Raw genomic sequence first — 18,249 nt, 5'->3', positions numbered from 1 at the left:
CACAAGGATTAGTGACATGAATCGCGTCTACCGTCTGGTCTTCAATCGCGCGCTGCGCGTGTGGCAAGTGGCATCCGAGTTGGTCCGTGCACCGGGTGGCAGCACGGGTGTTGCCGCTACGCGCGCGCACAGGCTCACGATAGAGCCACTGCAGTTTGCGATGTTGTGCGCACTCGGCTTGGTCGGTGTCATCGACCTTGCTCAGGCACAGTCGGCTGGCCGTATCGTGGCCGATCCGGCCGCGCCAGGCGGCGAGCGCCCGACGGTCCTGACCGCTCCCAACGGCGTGCCGATGGTCAACATCACCACGCCGTCGGCCGCAGGCGTGTCGCGCAATCGCTATTCGCAGTTCGACGTTGGCCGCGAAGGCGCCATCCTCAACAATGCCCGTGGACAGACACAGACCCAAATGGGTGGCTGGGTGCAGGGCAACCCGTGGTTGGCCACCGGCAGCGCCAGGGTGATTCTCAATGAGGTCAACGGGCCGGCGAGCCGGCTCAATGGCTACGTGGAAGTCGCCGGGCCTCGCGCAGAAGTGATCATTGCCAATCCAGCCGGCATCCAGGTCGACGGTGGCGGGTTCCTCAACGCCAGCCGGGTGACGCTGACTACCGGCACACCCATCCTCTCCGGCGGGGCGCTGGAAGGCTATCGTGTGACCGGCGGCGCCATCCAGGTGGGCGGTGCGGGCCTGGATACCAGCGGCGCGGATTACACCGATCTGATCACCCGCTCGCTGCAGGTCAATGCCGGCATCTGGGCAAATCAGCTGCAGGCCAGCCTGGGCAACAACGTGGTCAGTGCCGACCAGGCACGCATCGCGCCGCAGGCCGCCACCGGTCCGGCACCCACCTTCGCACTGGACGTCGGCGCGCTGGGCGGCATGTTTGCCAACAAGATCTGGCTGGTCGGCAACGAACGCGGCGTCGGCGTGCGCAATGCCGGCAACATCGGTGCGCAAGCCGGCGAACTGGTCGTCACGGTAGATGGCCGGCTGGAAAACACCGGTGCCTTGCAATCGCGGCAAGACACGCGCATCACCGCAACTGGCGGTATCGCCAATGCCGGCACGCTGAGCGCCACGCGCGAATTGCGCGCGTCCACAGCGGCCGATCTGGACAACAGCGGTGGCGTGCTCAATGCGCAACGGCTGCAGATCGATGCAGCTGCATTACGTAACCAGAACGGCACTATCGAGCAGACCGGCGTGCAGGCACTGGCATTGAATGCCGGCAGTGTGCGTAACCGTGCCGATGGCAGCATCGGCGCAATCGCCGCCGTCGCGCCAAGCGACGGTGCAACGCCCGGCACCGGTGGCGACAACAGCGGCAACGGCGGCAACGGCGGCAACGGCAACAACGGCAGCACCGACGGTGGAAACGGCGGTACACCGCCTCCCGTCAGCGTGCCGACGCCTGGCATCGTGCCGCTTGCCGCAGGCGCGCTGACCGTCTCCGGCCTGATGGACAACGATGGTGGCCGCATCAACGGCGGAGGCTCGGTGTCGCTGTCGGCTGCAAATGGGCTGGACAACAGTGGCGGGCGGTTGGGCGTGTCCGCACTCAGCGCACGCGGCGACCTGAGCAATCGCGCCGGCACGCTCGCCGTCTATGGCGATGCCGATCTGCAGCTTGGCGCCTTGGTCAACGACCAGGGCCGCCTCACGGTGGCCAATACACTCGGTCTGGACACACAGGCGCTGAGCAATCGAGGCGGTGAACTGCGTCATGCCGGCGGTGCGGCGACCGCCTGGCAGGTGCGCGGGCTGCTGGACAACCAGGGCGGCGTAATTTCCAGTAATGCGGCAGCGCTACAACTCAGCGCACAGGCAGTGGTCAATGCGCAGGGCCGCATCGAACACGCCGGAATGCAAGGTCTGACGTTGTCGGCGCAGGACTGGTCCGGTGCCGGCGGCAGCATCGCCACACCGGGCGCGCTCACCTGGCGCGCAGGTGCGGTGGATCACCGCAATGCCACGGTGAGCACCACACAGCTCGAGCTGCAGGCAACCAGCCTTGATAACCGTGGTGGCGCGCTGCTCTCGACCGGCATTCAACCGGCGACGTTGCAAGTCCGTGACCGCCTCGACAACGGCGATGGCGGCACCATTGCCAGCAATGGCGATCTGCGTCTTCGCGCTGGCACGTTGGGCAACGCGGGTGGCCAGATTCAGCAGGCCGGTAGCGGCATGCTGACCATCGATACCACCGCACTCGAGGGCCGCGCAGGACGCCTGATCAGCAACGGTGGGCTAGCGATCAATGGCGGGCGCATCGATCTTGCGCAAGGCGTCACGTCCGCCCAGCAGATTGGCATCGCTGCGGACACGCTCAGTACCGCGGGCGGCCGCCTGACATCGCTGGGCGATCAGGCGCTGCGACTGACCGTGCGCGACAGCCTGGACAACCGCGATGGCAATCTTGCCAGCAATGCAGGCATCAACATCGTTGCAGGCTCCGTCGATAACCAGCGTGGCGCGATCCTGGCGGCAGGCAGCGAACAGGCCGCCCTGATCGTGGGCGGCACATTGGACAACAGCGCCGGAACGATTTCCGGCAATGGCGCGGTGCAGCTGCAAGCTGGCAGCGTGATCAATCGCGGCGGCACGGTCGTTGCGGCCAATGGCGCTGCATTGCAGGTCAACGCAAGCAATCTGCTGGACAACAGCCAGGGCGGCCGCCTCGCCGCCAGTGGCAACCTCACCGCACGTGCGTCCACGCTGGACAACCGTGGCGGCGCCATCGAACACGCCGGTACCGGCACATTGAACGTCGACGCCGATACGCTCCAGGGCGCAGGCGGTAAATTGCTCAGCCTGGGGACGCTGCAGCTGGACGGCGGCGACCTCGCTCTTGGCGCCGGCAGCACCACCCAGGCCGAGCGCATCGTGGTCGATGCCGGCAACCTCAGCACCGCAGGCGGCCAGCTGAGTGCGACCGGTACCGATGCGTTGCGCCTCACCCTGACCGGCGCGCTCAACAACGATGGCGGCACTATCGCCGGCAACGGCGCGTTCGCCGTGCAGGCCGCGGCGCTGTCCAACCGCGGCGGAACCCTGGTGGCCGCTGGCAGCGCCGGCGGCCGTCTCGACATCAGCGGGCAACTGGACAATGCAAACGGCCGCATTGCCAGCAACGGCAGCACCCTGCACATCGGTGCAGATCGGCTGATCAATCAGGACGGAACGCTCAGCCACTCCGGCACCGGTGGTCTGGAGATCGCCGTCACACGGCTGGACGGCAGCAAGGGCACCATCGTGACCGGCGGCGCGCTGTCGGTGGCAGCAACCGCGATCGATCACCGTGACGCAGCCATCGGCGCAGACAGCGTGGAGTTGCAAGCACAGACCCTGGACAACCGCGGCGGACGCATCGTGGCCAGTGGCAGCACGGCGAGCACTCTCCGTGCCACTGTAGTGAACAATGCCGGCGGCACCGTTGCAGGCAATGGCGACCTGTCGCTGACCAGCGATGTGCTGGACAACACACGAGGCACGATCCAGCACGCAGGCAGCGGCCAACTGCAGATCGATGCACAGACACTTGCCGGCAACGCGGGCAAGCTAATCAGCAACGGCAGCTTGCACGTGACCGGCCAGAGCACCGATCTACGCAATGCCACCACCTCTGCACGCACCATTGCAGTGGACACCGGCAACCTCACCACCGCAGGCGGCCAACTGTCGGCAAGCGGCGACCAGCAGCTGCGGCTGAGCGTTGGCAACACGCTGGACAACACCGGCGGCACCATCGGCGGCAACGGTGTGCTGGCAATCGGCGCACAGACGCTCATCAATACCCAGGGGACGCTGCAGGCCGCAGGTACCGGGCAGTCCACGCTGAGCATCGACCAGGCCTTGCATAACCAGCGGGGCAAGATCCTGCTGGCCGGTGACGGGCGCGTCGCCGCTGCAAGCATCGACAACCAGGCCGGTACCTTGCACGCAGCGGGCGGCATGTTGCGGATGGACGTGGAGGGACTACTCGACAATCGCAGCCAGGGCGTGGTGTCCAGTACAGCTCAACTCGTCCTGGATGCCGGCACCCTCGATAACGCGACCGGCAACGTCGTCGCCGGCACCGATCTCACGCTCGTCACCGATAACGCCATCGGCAACAACGGCGGCGCCATCCAGGCGACCAACGCACTGCGCCTGGAAGCGGCCGGTCTTTCCAACCGCGCCGGCAACATCATCGGCGGCAGCGCGGCGGTCGATACGCGGGCGCAACTGCTGGACAACGTCGGCGGCACCATCGGCAGCCAGGTCGGCACGCTGGAGATTCGCAGCGGCGCACTCAACAACGCCGGTGGTCGACTGCAGTCGCAAGCAGCCTTGCTGCTGCAAACCAATGGCCAAGCGATTACCAATACCGGCTCCGGCAGCAATGGCGGCATTCTCGCCAGCGGCCGTCTGCAGGTAGATGGCGGTGCATTGGATAACCGTGGCGGTGCGGTGTTTGCGCAAGGCGATGCACGCCTGACGGTCGCCAGCGTCGATAACAGCGCCGCTGGGGCCTTGAGCGCCGCAGGCAATTTCGCGCTCACCAGCGCGAGCATGAATAACGTCGGCGGCCGACTGCAGGCGGGGCAGAACGTCGACCTGACCTTGAACGGTGCGCTCGACAACCAAGCGGGCCTGGTCGCTGCAGGCAACGCACTGACCTTGCATGCGTCCACCGTGGATAACCGCACCACGCGCGGCACCGGCGCACTGGGTCTGCAGGCCGGGCAGTTGCAGCTGCAGGCGCAATCGCTGGACAACCGCCAAGGACAAGTCATCACCGACGCTGCAGGCAACCTGCAACTGACGTCATCGCTCAACAATGCAGGCGGCCAGATTTCCTCTGGCGGCAGCCTGGACATGCGTGCCGATGCAGTCGCCAACAGCGCCGGCCTGCTGCGGTCGGACGGCAACCAGAGCGTAACCGCACGCAACCTCAGCGGCGACGGGCAACTGCAGTCACAGAGCAATCTCACACTCAGCTTGCGCGAAGGCCTGACCAATACCGGCGAGATGAGCGCCAACGGCACACTGTCCATCCAGACCGATGGCGACTTGTCCAATCAAGGCATCTTGCGTGCAGGCAACCTCGACCTGGCTGCGCGCAACGTCGACAACGCCGCCAATGGCGAGATCAGCAGCCAGGGCATCACGCACATCAAGACCGGCGGCCAGCTGGTCAATCGCGGGCTGATCGATGGTGCGGTAACCCACCTGGAAGCTGCCACGCTGGACAACGTCGGCACCGGACGCGTGTATGGCGACCACGTCGCAATCGCCGCCGGTCTGCTGCAGAACCGTGCCGAAACCATTGCCGGCGTCAGCCGCGTGGCCACGGTGGCCGCACGCGAGCGCCTGGACCTGGGCGTGGGTCAACTGACCAATACTGATCGTGGCCTGATCTATAGCGATGGCGATGCCGCCATTGGCGGCAGCCTGGATGGCAATCGCCTGGCCACCGGCGTGGCGCGGCAGATCGACAACCTGGGCTCTGTGATCGACGTAGCCGGCGATCTCGATCTGCAAGCGACCACAGTCAACAATATTCGCCAGAACGTGGTGGTGACTCAAACCACTACCACCCTGGCGCCGGTGCGCCTGGATCAGCCGACTTGGCGTAACAACGGCGAGAACGACACGTCCAATATTCGTTCGACCAGCAATTACGCGGCCCTCGAGATCTACTATCTCAGTCCTGACGATATTCTTGAGGACACGCCCTACACCACCCCGGACGGCTACCAGGTGCGTCGCGCGGTCATCCGCGTCACGCCACAGACCAGCGCTTATTTCTTCGCACGCGGCGGCATGTATCAAGCCACGGGCGAGCGATCGCGCCTGAATTCGCAATCGGGCACGCTGACCATCTACTACACCGGCCGCCAGGACAACCAGGTCAATCCGGACCAGGTGACCGCGGGCGCGGACGACCCGTTCCGAGAGCTGTCGCAGATCCAGCCCGGCTCGCCCGCGTTTCGCTATAACAGCGACACCTTGCAGTACTCCAACGCCTACGGCACCTGCACCACCAATTGCGTGCAGCTATGGGCGCAGTTCGCCTACACCGATCCCGATCACATCCTGATGAATCCGCAGGGCACCGGTGGCGGCAGGCTCAATGACAACGAGCGTTATCGCATGGCCACCCGTACCGTGGTCGAAGATGTATTGCAGCCGGGTGCAGGACCAGAGGCGGTCATCCAGGCCGGCGGCACCCTGCGGATCGGCACCGATGCGTTACGCAACGAATACGCACGCATCGCCGCTGGCGGCGATCTGGCGATCACCGGGCTGACGCATACCGCCAGTATCACCAACCTCGCTTACACCCTGTTCCGCACACATAGCTTCAGCAACGTCACCACCGCCTACAACGGCACCACCCGGAGCTGGAGCAATCCCTCCATCTCCGAGCAGATTGGCCAGATCGGTAGCCAGCTCACCAGCGGCGGCACGCTGAGCATCGATGTCGGCGATGTGAGCAACCTCAACCAGGGTCGCGACGCACCCAACGTGCGCGATGGCGCAGCAGTTGCCAACCTCAATATCCGCGGGTCGCAAACAGCGCCCACCGGCAACGGCATAGGTGGCATTGCCGGCCCCGGTGGCGTGGCGACCAATGCCGCCGACCGCGCGCTGGCGGCGGCAACGCAGACCGCAGGACAGAGCGGCGCCGGTAACGTCGGCGGCGTCGGGAGCAGCGGCCCGGTGACGGGCGCACGCGTGGTCGATGCGGCCGGCGGCTCGCCGGACCGTATCGCAATGGGCACGCCCAATACCCGCGCACCCAGCGGCAGCCTGTTCACGCTCAGGCCCGCCAGCGGCAACTATCTGGTCGAGACCGACCCGCAGTTCGCCGATTACCGCAGCTGGCTGGGCTCGGACTATCTGCTCAATCAGATGGGGTATTCCGCCGATGCGGTGCAAAAGCGCCTGGGCGATGGCTTCTACGAACAAAAGCTGGTGCGCGAGCAGATCGGCCAACTCACTGGCCGGCGTTTCCTGGAAGGCTACAAGAGCGACGAAGCCCAGTACCAGGCATTGCTGGATGCCGGCGCCACCGTCGGCAAGGCCTGGAACCTGCGTCCGGGCGTAGCACTGACCGACGCGCAGATGGCCCAGCTCACCAGCGACATCGTCTGGTTGGTGGAGCAGACCGTCACCCTGCCCGATGGCAGCACCACCACCGCCCTCGTACCGCAGGTCTACCTGCGGTTGCGACCCGGCGACCTGGACGCCGGCGGCGCACTGCTAGCCGGTGCCAACGTCGACGTCACCCTGGCCGGTGGCCTGAAAAACACCGGCACCATTGCCGGCCGTCAGCTGGTGTCCATCGATGCCGGCCGCATCGAGCACCTGGGCGGCAGCATCAGCGGCGACCAGGTGGGGCTGCGCTCGGCCAGCGACATCCGCATCGAAGGCGCCAGCGTCAGTGCAGTGGATGCGCTGAGCGTGCAGGCGGTCGGCGACATCACCGTTGCCTCCACCGTGGAAACACTCAGCGGCGGCGGCTATCACCAATACACCACCACCCAACTTGAGCGTGTGGCCGGCCTGTACGTCACCGGTGCCAACGGCAACGGCGTGTTGTCGGTGGTAGCTGGCCGCGACGTCAACCTGCAGGCGGCGCAACTGCGCAACGCCGGCACCGACGGCGTCACCCAACTGGTGGCAGGCAACAACCTCAACCTCAGCACGCAGACGCTCTCCAACACCACCGACACCACCGCCAACGGCCGTAACTTCCAGCGCAGCAGCGAGACCACCCACCTCGGCACCACCGTGCAGGGCGCGGGCAGCGTGGTGCTGGCGGCAGGCAACGATCTCACTCTGACCGCCGCGCAAGTCGGTGCAGGCAAGACCCTGGCTCTGCAGGCCGGGCGCGACATCAACAGCGTCGCAGCCGTGGACAGCAGCTCGCGCGATCGCAGCACGGTCACCAAGAGCAACTCGCTGGCCACCTCGACCTACGACGAAACCGTGCGCGGCACCCAGCTCGGTGCCGGCGGCGATATCGTCATGCAGGCCGGCCGCGACCTCACCCTGGCCTCCACCGCAGCGGCCAGCCAGACCGGCGGCATCGCCCTGGCCGCCGGCAACGACATCAAGCTACTCGCCACGCAGGAGCAGCATGATGCGGTGGTGGATAAGGAGGTCCGCAAGAATCAAGCCCTGTCTGGTAAGACTGTCACGACACATGATGAGAGCCATGACAGCCTGGCGATTACCAGCTCGCTCAGCGGCGAGCGGATCTCCGTTGCGGCAGGCAATGATCTGCTGTCGCAAGGCACACAGATCGTCGGTACCGGCGACGTCGTCCTGGCGGCAGGCAACAACCTGACCCTGGAAACGGCACAGAGCACGCATAGCGAAGCGCACGACAAAAAGACGGTGAAAACCGGCCTGTTCGGTAGCGGCGGCATCGGCTTCACCATCGGCAAGCAAACCGTCAAGACCGAGGCTGACATCGCCGATGTCAGCCACACCGGCACCACGGTCGGTAGCCTGGAGGGCAACGTCACCCTGGTCGCCGGCAACACACTGGCGATCACCGGTAGCGATGTGATGGCGCTGCAGGGCGACATCACCGCCAAGGCCAAGGACATCGCCATCACCGAGGTGCATGACACCTCAAGCAGCGAACAGCGTACCGAGTTCAAGCAAGGCGGTTTGTCGGTGACGTTGAGTGCAGCCGCGCTCAATCTCGCCCAGGCAGCAGTGAACAGTGGCGAGGCTGGCAAGAAGGCCGAAGGCGACTCGCGCATGCAGGCGTTAGCGGGCGCTTCGGCAGCCTACAGCGCCTATGGCGCAGGCCAGGCCGCCAGCAGCGTCATGAACGCCGACACCGCCAAGGGCGCCGCACAAGCGGCCAATGTCAGCATCTCGGTCACCGTGGGCGGCAGCCAGAGCGAGAGCGAGACCAAGCAGCGTAGCTCCACCTCGAAGGGCTCGACGCTGCAGGCCGGCGGCAACGTCAACCTGATCGCAACCGGCGGTGGTGAGGACAGCAACATCCTGGTGCGCGGCAGCGACATCAAAGCCGGCAACAACCTGCTGCTGGCCGCCGACAACAACATCACCTTGGAGGCAGCGCAGGACACCTTCGAGCAGCACAGCACCAGCAAGAGCAAAAGCGCGGCGATCGGCGTGGCGGTCACTTACGGCCCAGACGGGATGGCCGCCGGTATCACCGCCAGTGCCAGCGGCTCGCGTGGCAAGGCGGACGGCGAAGACATTACCCAGCGCAATAGCCATCTGTCGGCAGGCAAGACCGCAACGATCATCAGCGGCAACGACACCACCCTGAAGGGCGCGGTGCTCTCCGCCGACACGGTGCTGGCCGACATCGGTGGCGACCTCACCATCGAGAGCCTGCAGGACACCAGTACCTATGCCAGCAAGGACAAGGCGGTCGGCGGCAGCGTGACCTTCGGTCTTGGCTTCAGCGCCAGTGCCAGCTACAGCAGCAACAAGGTCAATGGCGACTTCGCCAGCGTCACCGAGCAAAGCGGCATCCAGGCCGGCGACGGCGGCTTCAACATCCGCGTGGGCGGCAACACCGATCTCAAGGGCGGCGTGATCGCCAGCACCCAGGCGGCTGTGGACGCCGGCGTCAACCGCCTGCAGACCGGTACGCTCACGGTGAGCGACATCACCAACACCAGTAGCTATGAGGCCAAGGGCATCAGCTTGTCGGGCGGCTACGCTGCCGGTGGCAGCAAGGACGGCGCCAAGACCGAGACCCAGACGCCACCGACCACCAATCAAGGCAGCAGCTGGTCCTGGCAAAACCAGGGCAGCGGTGCACAAGGCGCAAGCGCCGGCTTCTCCAGCAAGAGCGGCAGCGAGACATCGCTGACGACCAGCGGCATCAGCGGCGGAACACTGGTCATCACCGACCAGGCTGGTCAGCAAGCCAAAACCGGCCAGAGCGTCAGCGATGTCCTGGCGGCACTGAACCGCGATGTGCTGACTGGCGACGGCGCCAATGGCCTGGTCAAGGGCTGGGACGGGCAGAAGCTGCAGCAGCAGGTGAGTGCTGGGGCCGAGATCACTGCGACGTTTGGGCAGCAGGCTTCAAGGGAAGTCGGAAAGTACGCGACCAATAAGGCAGCGCAGCTACGCCTGCAAGGCAACGAGGAAGAAGCAGCCAAGTGGGATGAAGGCGGCGAATACCGTGTGGCTGCCCATACAGCGATGGGACTGCTCGGCGGTGGAGCACAGGGAGCACTAGGTTCGGCAACGGCTGCTACAGCGGCCCCCATATTGAACGAGCTGACAAAGAACTTGCCTGACGGCGTGCGGGAGGCCGTGGGTGCGGGCATCGCAGCTGGGCTAGGCGCGGCCGTGGGTGGCTCGGCGGGTGCGGCAACCGCGTTCAATGAAGACGCTAATAATCGGCAATTGCATCAGGTAGAAGCAAAAGCCCTGGAACTATTGAAAGAAGGAAAATCAGAGGACGAGCAGTACCGACTCACAGCAGCTGCTTGCGCCTATGTCCGTTGCGCAGATGGGGTACCAACCGACGATCCTCAGTACGCAGCATTGAAGCAGCTCCAGACGAATGGACTTAGTTACCAAGCCGAGCTAAGCACAATCAAGAACACAGGCGCGTTCGAGGAATATGGATTTCTCGCGTCTGCTACTGATCTTCGTACAGCTCATGATGAGTCGATCAGTAGAACCAAGGGCGCTATCGCTGCGGTTGGCGGAGCTCTGGGAACGGTTAGTGGATATGAGATAGCCGCAGGCGCGGCTGTACTCTGTCCCGAGACTGGAGCGTCTTGCTTTGGCATTCCGATTGGTTTGGGAATTGCAACTCTTTCTTATGGACAGGGAAGAGAGGGGGTAGCACAGCTGACCGCCCCATACTTCTCGACACAGGGCCTTGGAGTTTTAGCATCCTTTAACCCGAAGCGATCTGATGGATGGAATCCTCTAGCGCAAGATGCATACGACTTAGGGGTACTTGGTCTACAGACCCTGATTTTCAAGGGGGGTGAAAGAATCATTGCGGGAAAAGGGGGTAATAACATCAAGCCGCCCCCCCCCCGAAGACGTTGCTGGCAGAAAGGGACCCATCGACACCTCCTCCGAGTCGCTGCCGGAAACAATTCATGGAGATGGGCTTTCTAAGCGTACAGCGCAAGACATAGTTCAAGAATTAAACGCTGGAACAATTCCTGGAAAATCCATCGGTCCAGTTGGCACTCCAAGGACTATGGTTGGCACAAGCAATCCAACTAATATTGCAGAGGATTTCGCCTTGAATTTTTTGAAGCGTCAGCCATCAGCCGAGGAGCTTAGCAGGGGTGCTAAGATGAACGGTGGAAACTGCAATGGATGCTGGGTCGCCAAAGCCCCCGACGGCTCTTACATCACTTATAGACCTGCGGGTTCGGCGAGTGAAGATACCCTACGCACTACAGCCACAGTAGAGCTGAACATTCCAAGACTTGCTCAGGTGAATGGCGGTAAGAGAATGATAAAATTAAAATTCCCCAAACGCGGTGCTGCAGACGATATTGGCGGTCCATAATCATGAATGAAGAAATAGCCATATGGCTGCAAAATAATCTTGCAGAGCTTTCCACCGATAGCTTTTCGGCAATTAACTTCGCTTCAAATTTTCATAATGACAATAACCAATGGCAGATCGCCGTCGAAATTTTGTATCGATGTATCCGTTCTAATCTAGTAATCGCAATTCCCTCACTTGAATATTCTGGATTATCGACCGAAGAACTTTGCACCGAGCTATCTAAGAGCGATCCATTTTCAGAATCCGAATCGGACTCAATTTTTATCTGGATGACAACCTATTTAGAGGCAACTATGACTTGTAGAGAAATCGTGGCCGAGTACGGACTTTTTAATACTGAAGCTGCGCTAATTTTATCCAAAGGCTGGGAAGATGCGGCAAAAATGGACAGCGATATTTTTCCCGTAAATGGTCTAAATAGTAAATCTGAAGCACTAGTCTTTTCACAGAAAATGCATGACTTAGCGCTAAAGTCTAAGTCAAAAAATAAAAATTCTTCTGGCCTAATGCAGTTGAGTTTAGAATTAAAAAAGGAAATAGATGGTATTTTTGAGTTAAATCATATTCCATATCCTGGAATACCCCTATTCCCAGTTAAAAGTCATGCAGCCTGACAAGCTATAAGACATGCAGGCAAGACCGCAACGATCATCAGCGGCAACGACACCACCCTGAAGGGCGCGGTGCTCTCCGCCGACACGGCGCTGGCCGACATCGGTGGCGACCTCACCATCGAGAGCCTGCAGGACACCAGCACCTATGCCAGCAAGGACAAGGCGGTCGGCGGCAGCGTGACCTTCGGTCTTGGCTTCAGCGCCAGTGCCAGCTACGGCAGCAACAAGGTCAATGGCGACTTCGCCAGCGTCACCGAGCAAAGCGGCATCCAGGCCGGCAATGGCGGCTTCAACATCCGCGTGGGCGGCAACACCGATCTCAAGGGCGGCGTAATCGCCAGCACCCAGGCGGCCGTGGACGCCGGCGTCAACCGCCTGCAGACCGGTACGCTCACGGTGAGCGACATCACCAACACCAGTCGCTATGAGGCCAAGGCACTTGGCATACCCGGAAAAGGATGGTGAATCATGGTTTTTGGAAATCCACATAAGTTTGCGATTCTCGCTGCCCCAGTGAGTAAATGGACTGACCCAGAAAGCTATGTGAATGGAATCTTTCACTTCATCATTGACGGCGAAATATTCCCTGAAAAACTTAGAGTAGCAACTCTTGGCAGTGATGCGGTTTGCTTCGACTTTAATCACCCACTCATAGCATTCCCTGAAAATGAGCGAATATTCCATTCCTCATCATTAGATGCTTTCAATGAAATGATGGAGTTAGCACTACCTCAAAACCTTAATGAAGCTGAAGAATACCCTGAATCTGACGAAAAATACAAAGCATCCACTTATAACCTGGAAGACGGCGGCGCTTATGTTTTCTCAGTCTCGCATGGAGATCAGGTCAGATTAGTAGGAGCGCAGGTGAGTCATCAGAAGCTAGACTCAGCGGGTGTACTGCAATGGGAAGACCTGTTACCCCTCGTCATATATGAGGCTTATTTAACAAAGAATGAAATCTCGGAAGTAGTAAACGGCTTCCTTTCATCGCTAGAATAAAAAATATTTTCCACATCAATTTTTAGCTTCGCCATTTCTTGAAGCACGAGCGGCTCGCGTGGCAAGGCGGACGGCGAAGACATTACCCAGCGCAATAGCCATCTGTCGGCAGGCAAGACCGCAACGATCATCAGCGGCAACGACACCACCCTGAAGGGCGCGGTGCTCTCCGCCGACACGGTGCTGGCCGACATCGGTGGCGACCTCACCATCGAGAGCCTGCAGGACACCAGTACCTATGCCAGCAAGGACAAGGCGGTCGGCGGCAGCGTGACCTTCGGTCTTGGCTTCAGCGCCAGTGCCAGCTACAGCAGCAACAAGGTCAATGGCGACTTCGCCAGCGTCACCGAGCAAAGCGGCATCCAGGCCGGCGACGGCGGCTTCAACATCCGCGTGGGCGGCAACACCGATCTCAAGGGCGGCGTGATCGCCAGCACCCAGGCGGCTGTGGACGCCGGCGTCAACCGCCTGCAGACCGGTACGCTCACGGTGAGCGACATCACCAACACCAGTAGCTATGAGGCCAAGGGCATCAGCTTGTCGGGCGGCTACGCTGCCGGTGGCAGCAAGGACGGCGCCAAGACCGAGACCCAGACGCCACCGACCAGCAATCAAGGCAGCAGCTGGTCCTGGCAAAACCAGGGCAGCGGTGCACAAGGCGCAAGCGCCGGCTTCTCCAGCAAGAGCGGCAGCGAGACATCGCTGACCACCAGCGGCATCAGCGGTGGAACGCTGGTCATTACCGACCAGGCTGGTCAGCAAGCCAAAACCGGCCAGAGCGTCAGCGATGTACTGGCGGCACTGAACCGCGATGTGCTGACTGGCGACGGCGCCAATGGCCTGGTCAAAGGCTGGGACGGACAGAAGCCGCAGCAGGTGAGTGCTGGGGCCGAGATCACTGCGACGTTTGGGCAGCAGGCGAGTAAGGTCGTTGGTGATTACGCCACTACCAAAGCCACGCAACTGCGCCTGCAAGGTAAAGAAGACGAAGCGGCCAAGTGGGACGAAGGCGGCGAGTATCGGGTGGCCGCGCACACAGCGATCGGCCTGCTGGGTGGAGGCGTGCAAGGCGCACTGGGGTCGGCGACAGCCGCCACGTCAGCGCCAATGCTCAACGAATTGACAAAGAACCTGCCCGATGGTGTGCGAGAAGCTGTAGGCGCTGGTCTTGCGGCGGGACTGGGTGCAGTTACTGGCGGTGCTGCTGGTCCGGGCACGGCGTTTAATGCCGACACCAATAATCGTCAGTTGCACCCATCCGAGGTGAAGTTCCTAAAGAGCGATGAAGTCGTCGAAAAATACATCGACTACATGGCGGAGAACGGCCTCGTTCTCACCGAAGAAGAAGCTCGCGTCAGGCTGAATCGATTTGCTGCATCGAAAGAAGACGAGAACTGGGCTGCGCTGAACGGCACAGACGCTCTTACCGAGGCCTTCCTCGTCAAGGGGTCGGAAGGACGCTACTACACAGATTCGATGGGGGATCGCCATGCATTCTTCCAGAGTACCGACAAAGAGTGGAAGGATCCCACGGTCAATCTAAATGCGCTTTACGGCTCCCGATTCGATCCTTCAATCAAAAGCTATATTGAGGATATTCGTAGTTCTGACCATGCAGCGACGCAAAGAAATCAGGAGCTACAACTTCTAGGAACGAATCTCGGGTATGACGCTGCTGATAAGCAAGCCAGCTGGGGGAGCGACCTCACTTCCATTGGAAAAGGAATGCTGCTTGGAAAGGCTCTATTGCCTTCAGTGGATATAGTGATCAGATCGGTCCTTACGATGAGCTCGCGCTCAAGAACAATTATCAACTTCTGCTGAAAGATCAAGGACGCTGGGCGGAAGCCGGCTATGTCGAAGGTGTTGATTGGGCGACGACTCAACGCCTGATGTGGGCGGGCATCGCTGTTGGAGAGGCTGGGAGCCTAGTCGGAAGCCAGCTCACCAGCATCATACGAAGATCAATAAAAGCAGCAGAGACAGAGAGTAAGGCTTTCAACCCGAGAACGTCTGCTGCTTCTGCGGACGCAGACAGTGAAGCAGGTACTTCTGTAAAGCAGCATCCGGTCAAACCGGTTGAGTCACAAGTAGAATTCCCTAGTAATGAAGCCCAAGTTAAGCATATATTTAGATCTAGGAAGGGCCATTTGGCTGACACCCCGGAATCTAGAAAGCTTCTCACAGAGCTAGCTCAGGACTCGAGCAACAAGCTTGGCGTCGATGCATTTGGTGCTCAGTGGTTTGCAAAAACTCAAAAGGATGGGACGCAAGTTTGGGTCACGGTTAGGAATGGAGTTGTTCAGAACGGGGGAGTTAATGAAACCCCTAGAGCATTTGATGCGCGAACAGGATTATCGAAGCCGAAATAATAATTGGAGATACAAATGGATAATATGATCACTGTCAAACAAGCATATGTTTCTATGTTTGAGTACTGGGTTACCGTGTACAAAAGAACTGGCTCCCCTGAAATAGGGTCGGCATTATCTGAGTTAAGTCTTCTTGAAGACGGGTCTAGCGCAGATCCCGCTGCAATAGAGGATTGGCTCGAGGTCGTCGAGAAAGTTGTCAAAGGCAAGGGTGATGCAACTATGAAATTTATCGAATGAGCATATTTCTTATTATTTAATTTCCACAAATAGTCAGTAGGCAAAGCCTGGGCCAGCGCCTGCGGCATCTCCATTCTTGTACTGGCAGTATCATTTTTCGTGTTTAGTTGGAGGCAACACATTGCAGACGTTCTAGTCATCGGGAGACAGGCTCAATCGGCCAGTGCCTGATAACGGCTTTCCGGCCGATACGAAGCGTGGAGTAGAGCTTGGGTTTGCTGTTGCATGGGTGCATGCGTAGCTCCACCTCGAAGGGCTCGACGCTGCAGGCCGGCGGCAACGTCAACCTGATCGCCACCGGCGGTGGTGAGGACAGCAACATCCTGGTGCGCGGCAGCGACATCAAAGCCGGCAACAACCTGCTGCTGGCCGCCGACAACAACATCACCTTGGAGGCAGCGCAGGACACCTTCGAGCAGCACAGCACCAGCAAGAGCAAAAGCGCGGCGATCGGCGTGGCGGTCACTTACGGCCCAGACGGAATGGCCGCCGGTATCACCGCCAGTGCCAGCGGCTCGCGTGGCAAGGCGGACGGCGAAGACATTACCCAGCGCAACAGCCATCTGTCGGCAGGCAAGACCGCAACGATCATCAGCGGCAACGACACCACCCTGAAGGGCGCGGTGCTCTCCGCCGACACGGTGCTGGCCGACATCGGCGGCGACCTCACCATCGAGAGTCTGCAGGACACCAGCACCTATGCCAGCAAGGACAAGGCGGTGGGCGGCAGCGTGACCTTCGGTCTTGGCTTCAGCGCCAGTGCCAGCTACAGCAGCAACAAGGTCAATGGCGACTTCGCCAGCGTCACCGAGCAAAGCGGCATCCAGGCCGGCGATGGCGGCTTCAACATCCGGGTGGGCGGCAACACCGATCTCAAGGGCGGCGTGATCGCCAGCACCCAGGCGGCCGTGGACGCCGGCGTCAACCGCCTGCAGACCGGTACGCTCACGGTGAGCGACATCACCAACACCAGTAGCTATGAGGCCAAGGGCATCAGCCTCTCGGGTGGATACAGCTCTGACGGCAAAAAAGGCAACGACAAAGAGACAAATCCCGGGAGTCAGACTCCCTCTACTGTCGACAAGGGAAGTACGTGGGCAGTCCAGAACTTTGGCGATGACACTAGCCTGGGGGCACCTGGCTTTGCCAGCGAGAAAGGAAGCGAAACAAGCGTGACACGCAGTGGCATCAGTGGAGGGGCACTAACCATCACCGATACCAACTCGCAACTCGCGCTGACGGGCGCAGGTGTCGAATCAGTCCTTGCAGGACTGAATCGCGATGTATTGACCGGGGACAGCGCAGCCGCTCTGACAAAGAATTGGGATCCTGTTGCTTTGGCAGAAAAAGTACGTAACGAGGCACAGATCACTGCGACCTTCACTGAACAGGCCCGCGGTGCCGTGAACAGTTATGTAGGGTCTAAAAAGGAAGCGTTGAGCAAACGTGAGCAGCAAGCGAAGACCCCTGAAGAAGTTGCAGCAATTGCGACTGAGCTGGATGAAATCGAAACCCAAGAAAAGATGCTGAATATCCTCATTGGCGCGGTGACAGGATCGACGACTGGAGCTATCTCTAAAGAAGGGTTAAGCTCTGCCGCAGACTGGATGCGTGAAAAAATGAAAGAGAGTTCCTCGACGTTTGCAGGCGTCATAGATCCCGGTGCTGCAGTCGTCGATCCCACTTCAAAAGACCCGAATGTACTTAACAATGAGAATGGCCCAAGTGTGGGCGTTGATAATGATAGGTATAAATTGGGAGGCACCCGAATCGACTTGGATGCACTGTGCGGGCCTGATAATGGGCGTTGCTTGAAAAATCCGGATGGTTCATTGGCAATCGTCGACGGTTATGTTCAATGGGACGCCAAGACAGCTGGCAAGTCTCTTTCAGAATTCCTGAATAGTAAAGAAGGTAAGAAGTTGGGCGGACTCACCGGAGGTATTCAAGGAATACAGGGGACCTTGGCAGGCAAGCCATACGCTGCAGGTTCGTGGCAGGATAAACTGATAGAACAGTTTGCCGGTCCGCACGACATGATAGGCGGCCAATTGGCTGGCTTATACGATTCCCAGGGAAACGCGCTTCGCGATAGACCTACAGCTGTAAAAATATTTCACGAGGCATGGACGGTAGCAGCTATTCCGGTAGCAGCACCATTTGCCATGGCCAAAGCACTTCCGCCTGATGTCTGGAATGCAATTTCAAAACTTGTATCGGGGTCTCTGTGATCATAGTTCGCTCAATCTTTATTTTACTAATCCTGCAGATTTCCGGTTGCGTTATTGGAAACGGACGCATATGTGGACCACAGACACCACTTGCGCTGTGCGACAAGGAGGCGGAGAAGGCTTTGTATCACGCGACTCCCCTCAGAGATTACTGGAGCAATACTGAGATGCAAGCCGGCGATCTGAAGAACGCTTGGTTAGAGTGCGGTGGAGATGAGCGCGGAGGCTGCATCAACGCTCAACGCAG

At 60.3% G+C, this 18,249-nt stretch carries 7 protein-coding genes and 1 pseudogene; all 8 read left to right on the top strand.

The window, feature by feature from the left end; genetic code table 11:
- Window positions 1-16: 16 nt before the first annotated feature.
- On the top strand, window positions 17-11,137 hold the full coding sequence (locus ACZZ0O_RS06485; protein ID WP_463602874.1) for a hemagglutinin repeat-containing protein: 11,121 nt from the start codon (window positions 17-19) through the stop codon (window positions 11,135-11,137).
- A 130-nt stretch (window positions 11,138-11,267) separates the two neighbouring features.
- Window positions 11,268-11,540 carry a hypothetical protein gene (locus ACZZ0O_RS06480; RefSeq protein ID WP_463602939.1) on the top strand — a complete coding sequence of 91 codons (273 nt, stop codon included), beginning with the start codon at window positions 11,268-11,270 and terminating at the stop codon, window positions 11,538-11,540.
- Between the two features lie 2 nt (window positions 11,541-11,542).
- Window positions 11,543-12,157 (top strand): hypothetical protein, encoded by a 615-nt coding sequence (locus ACZZ0O_RS06475; RefSeq protein ID WP_463590321.1) that lies wholly within the window; start codon window positions 11,543-11,545, stop codon window positions 12,155-12,157.
- Window positions 12,158-12,163: 6 nt separating this feature from the next.
- On the top strand, window positions 12,164-12,622 hold the full coding sequence (locus tag ACZZ0O_RS06470) for a hemagglutinin repeat-containing protein (protein WP_463592405.1): 459 nt from the start codon (window positions 12,164-12,166) through the stop codon (window positions 12,620-12,622).
- 3 nt (window positions 12,623-12,625) lie between these two features.
- A complete protein-coding gene (locus ACZZ0O_RS06465; RefSeq protein ID WP_463590320.1) occupies window positions 12,626-13,159 on the top strand; it encodes an Imm42 family immunity protein in 534 nt (177 codons plus the stop codon).
- Between the two features lie 54 nt (window positions 13,160-13,213).
- Window positions 13,214-14,983 (top strand): annotated as a pseudogene (locus ACZZ0O_RS06460) (hemagglutinin repeat-containing protein); the annotation flags it as partial.
- A gap of 563 nt (window positions 14,984-15,546) precedes the next feature.
- A complete protein-coding gene (locus ACZZ0O_RS06455) occupies window positions 15,547-15,771 on the top strand; it encodes a hypothetical protein (protein WP_153066720.1) in 225 nt (74 codons plus the stop codon).
- Window positions 15,772-16,004: 233 nt separating this feature from the next.
- A complete protein-coding gene (locus ACZZ0O_RS06450) occupies window positions 16,005-18,002 on the top strand; it encodes a hemagglutinin repeat-containing protein (RefSeq protein WP_463590319.1) in 1,998 nt (665 codons plus the stop codon).
- Window positions 18,003-18,249: the final 247 nt, after the last annotated feature.

The sequence above is a fragment of the Xanthomonas sp. AC360 genome (assembly GCF_979258225.1).
This window is presented reverse-complemented; position numbering and strand designations above follow the sequence as displayed.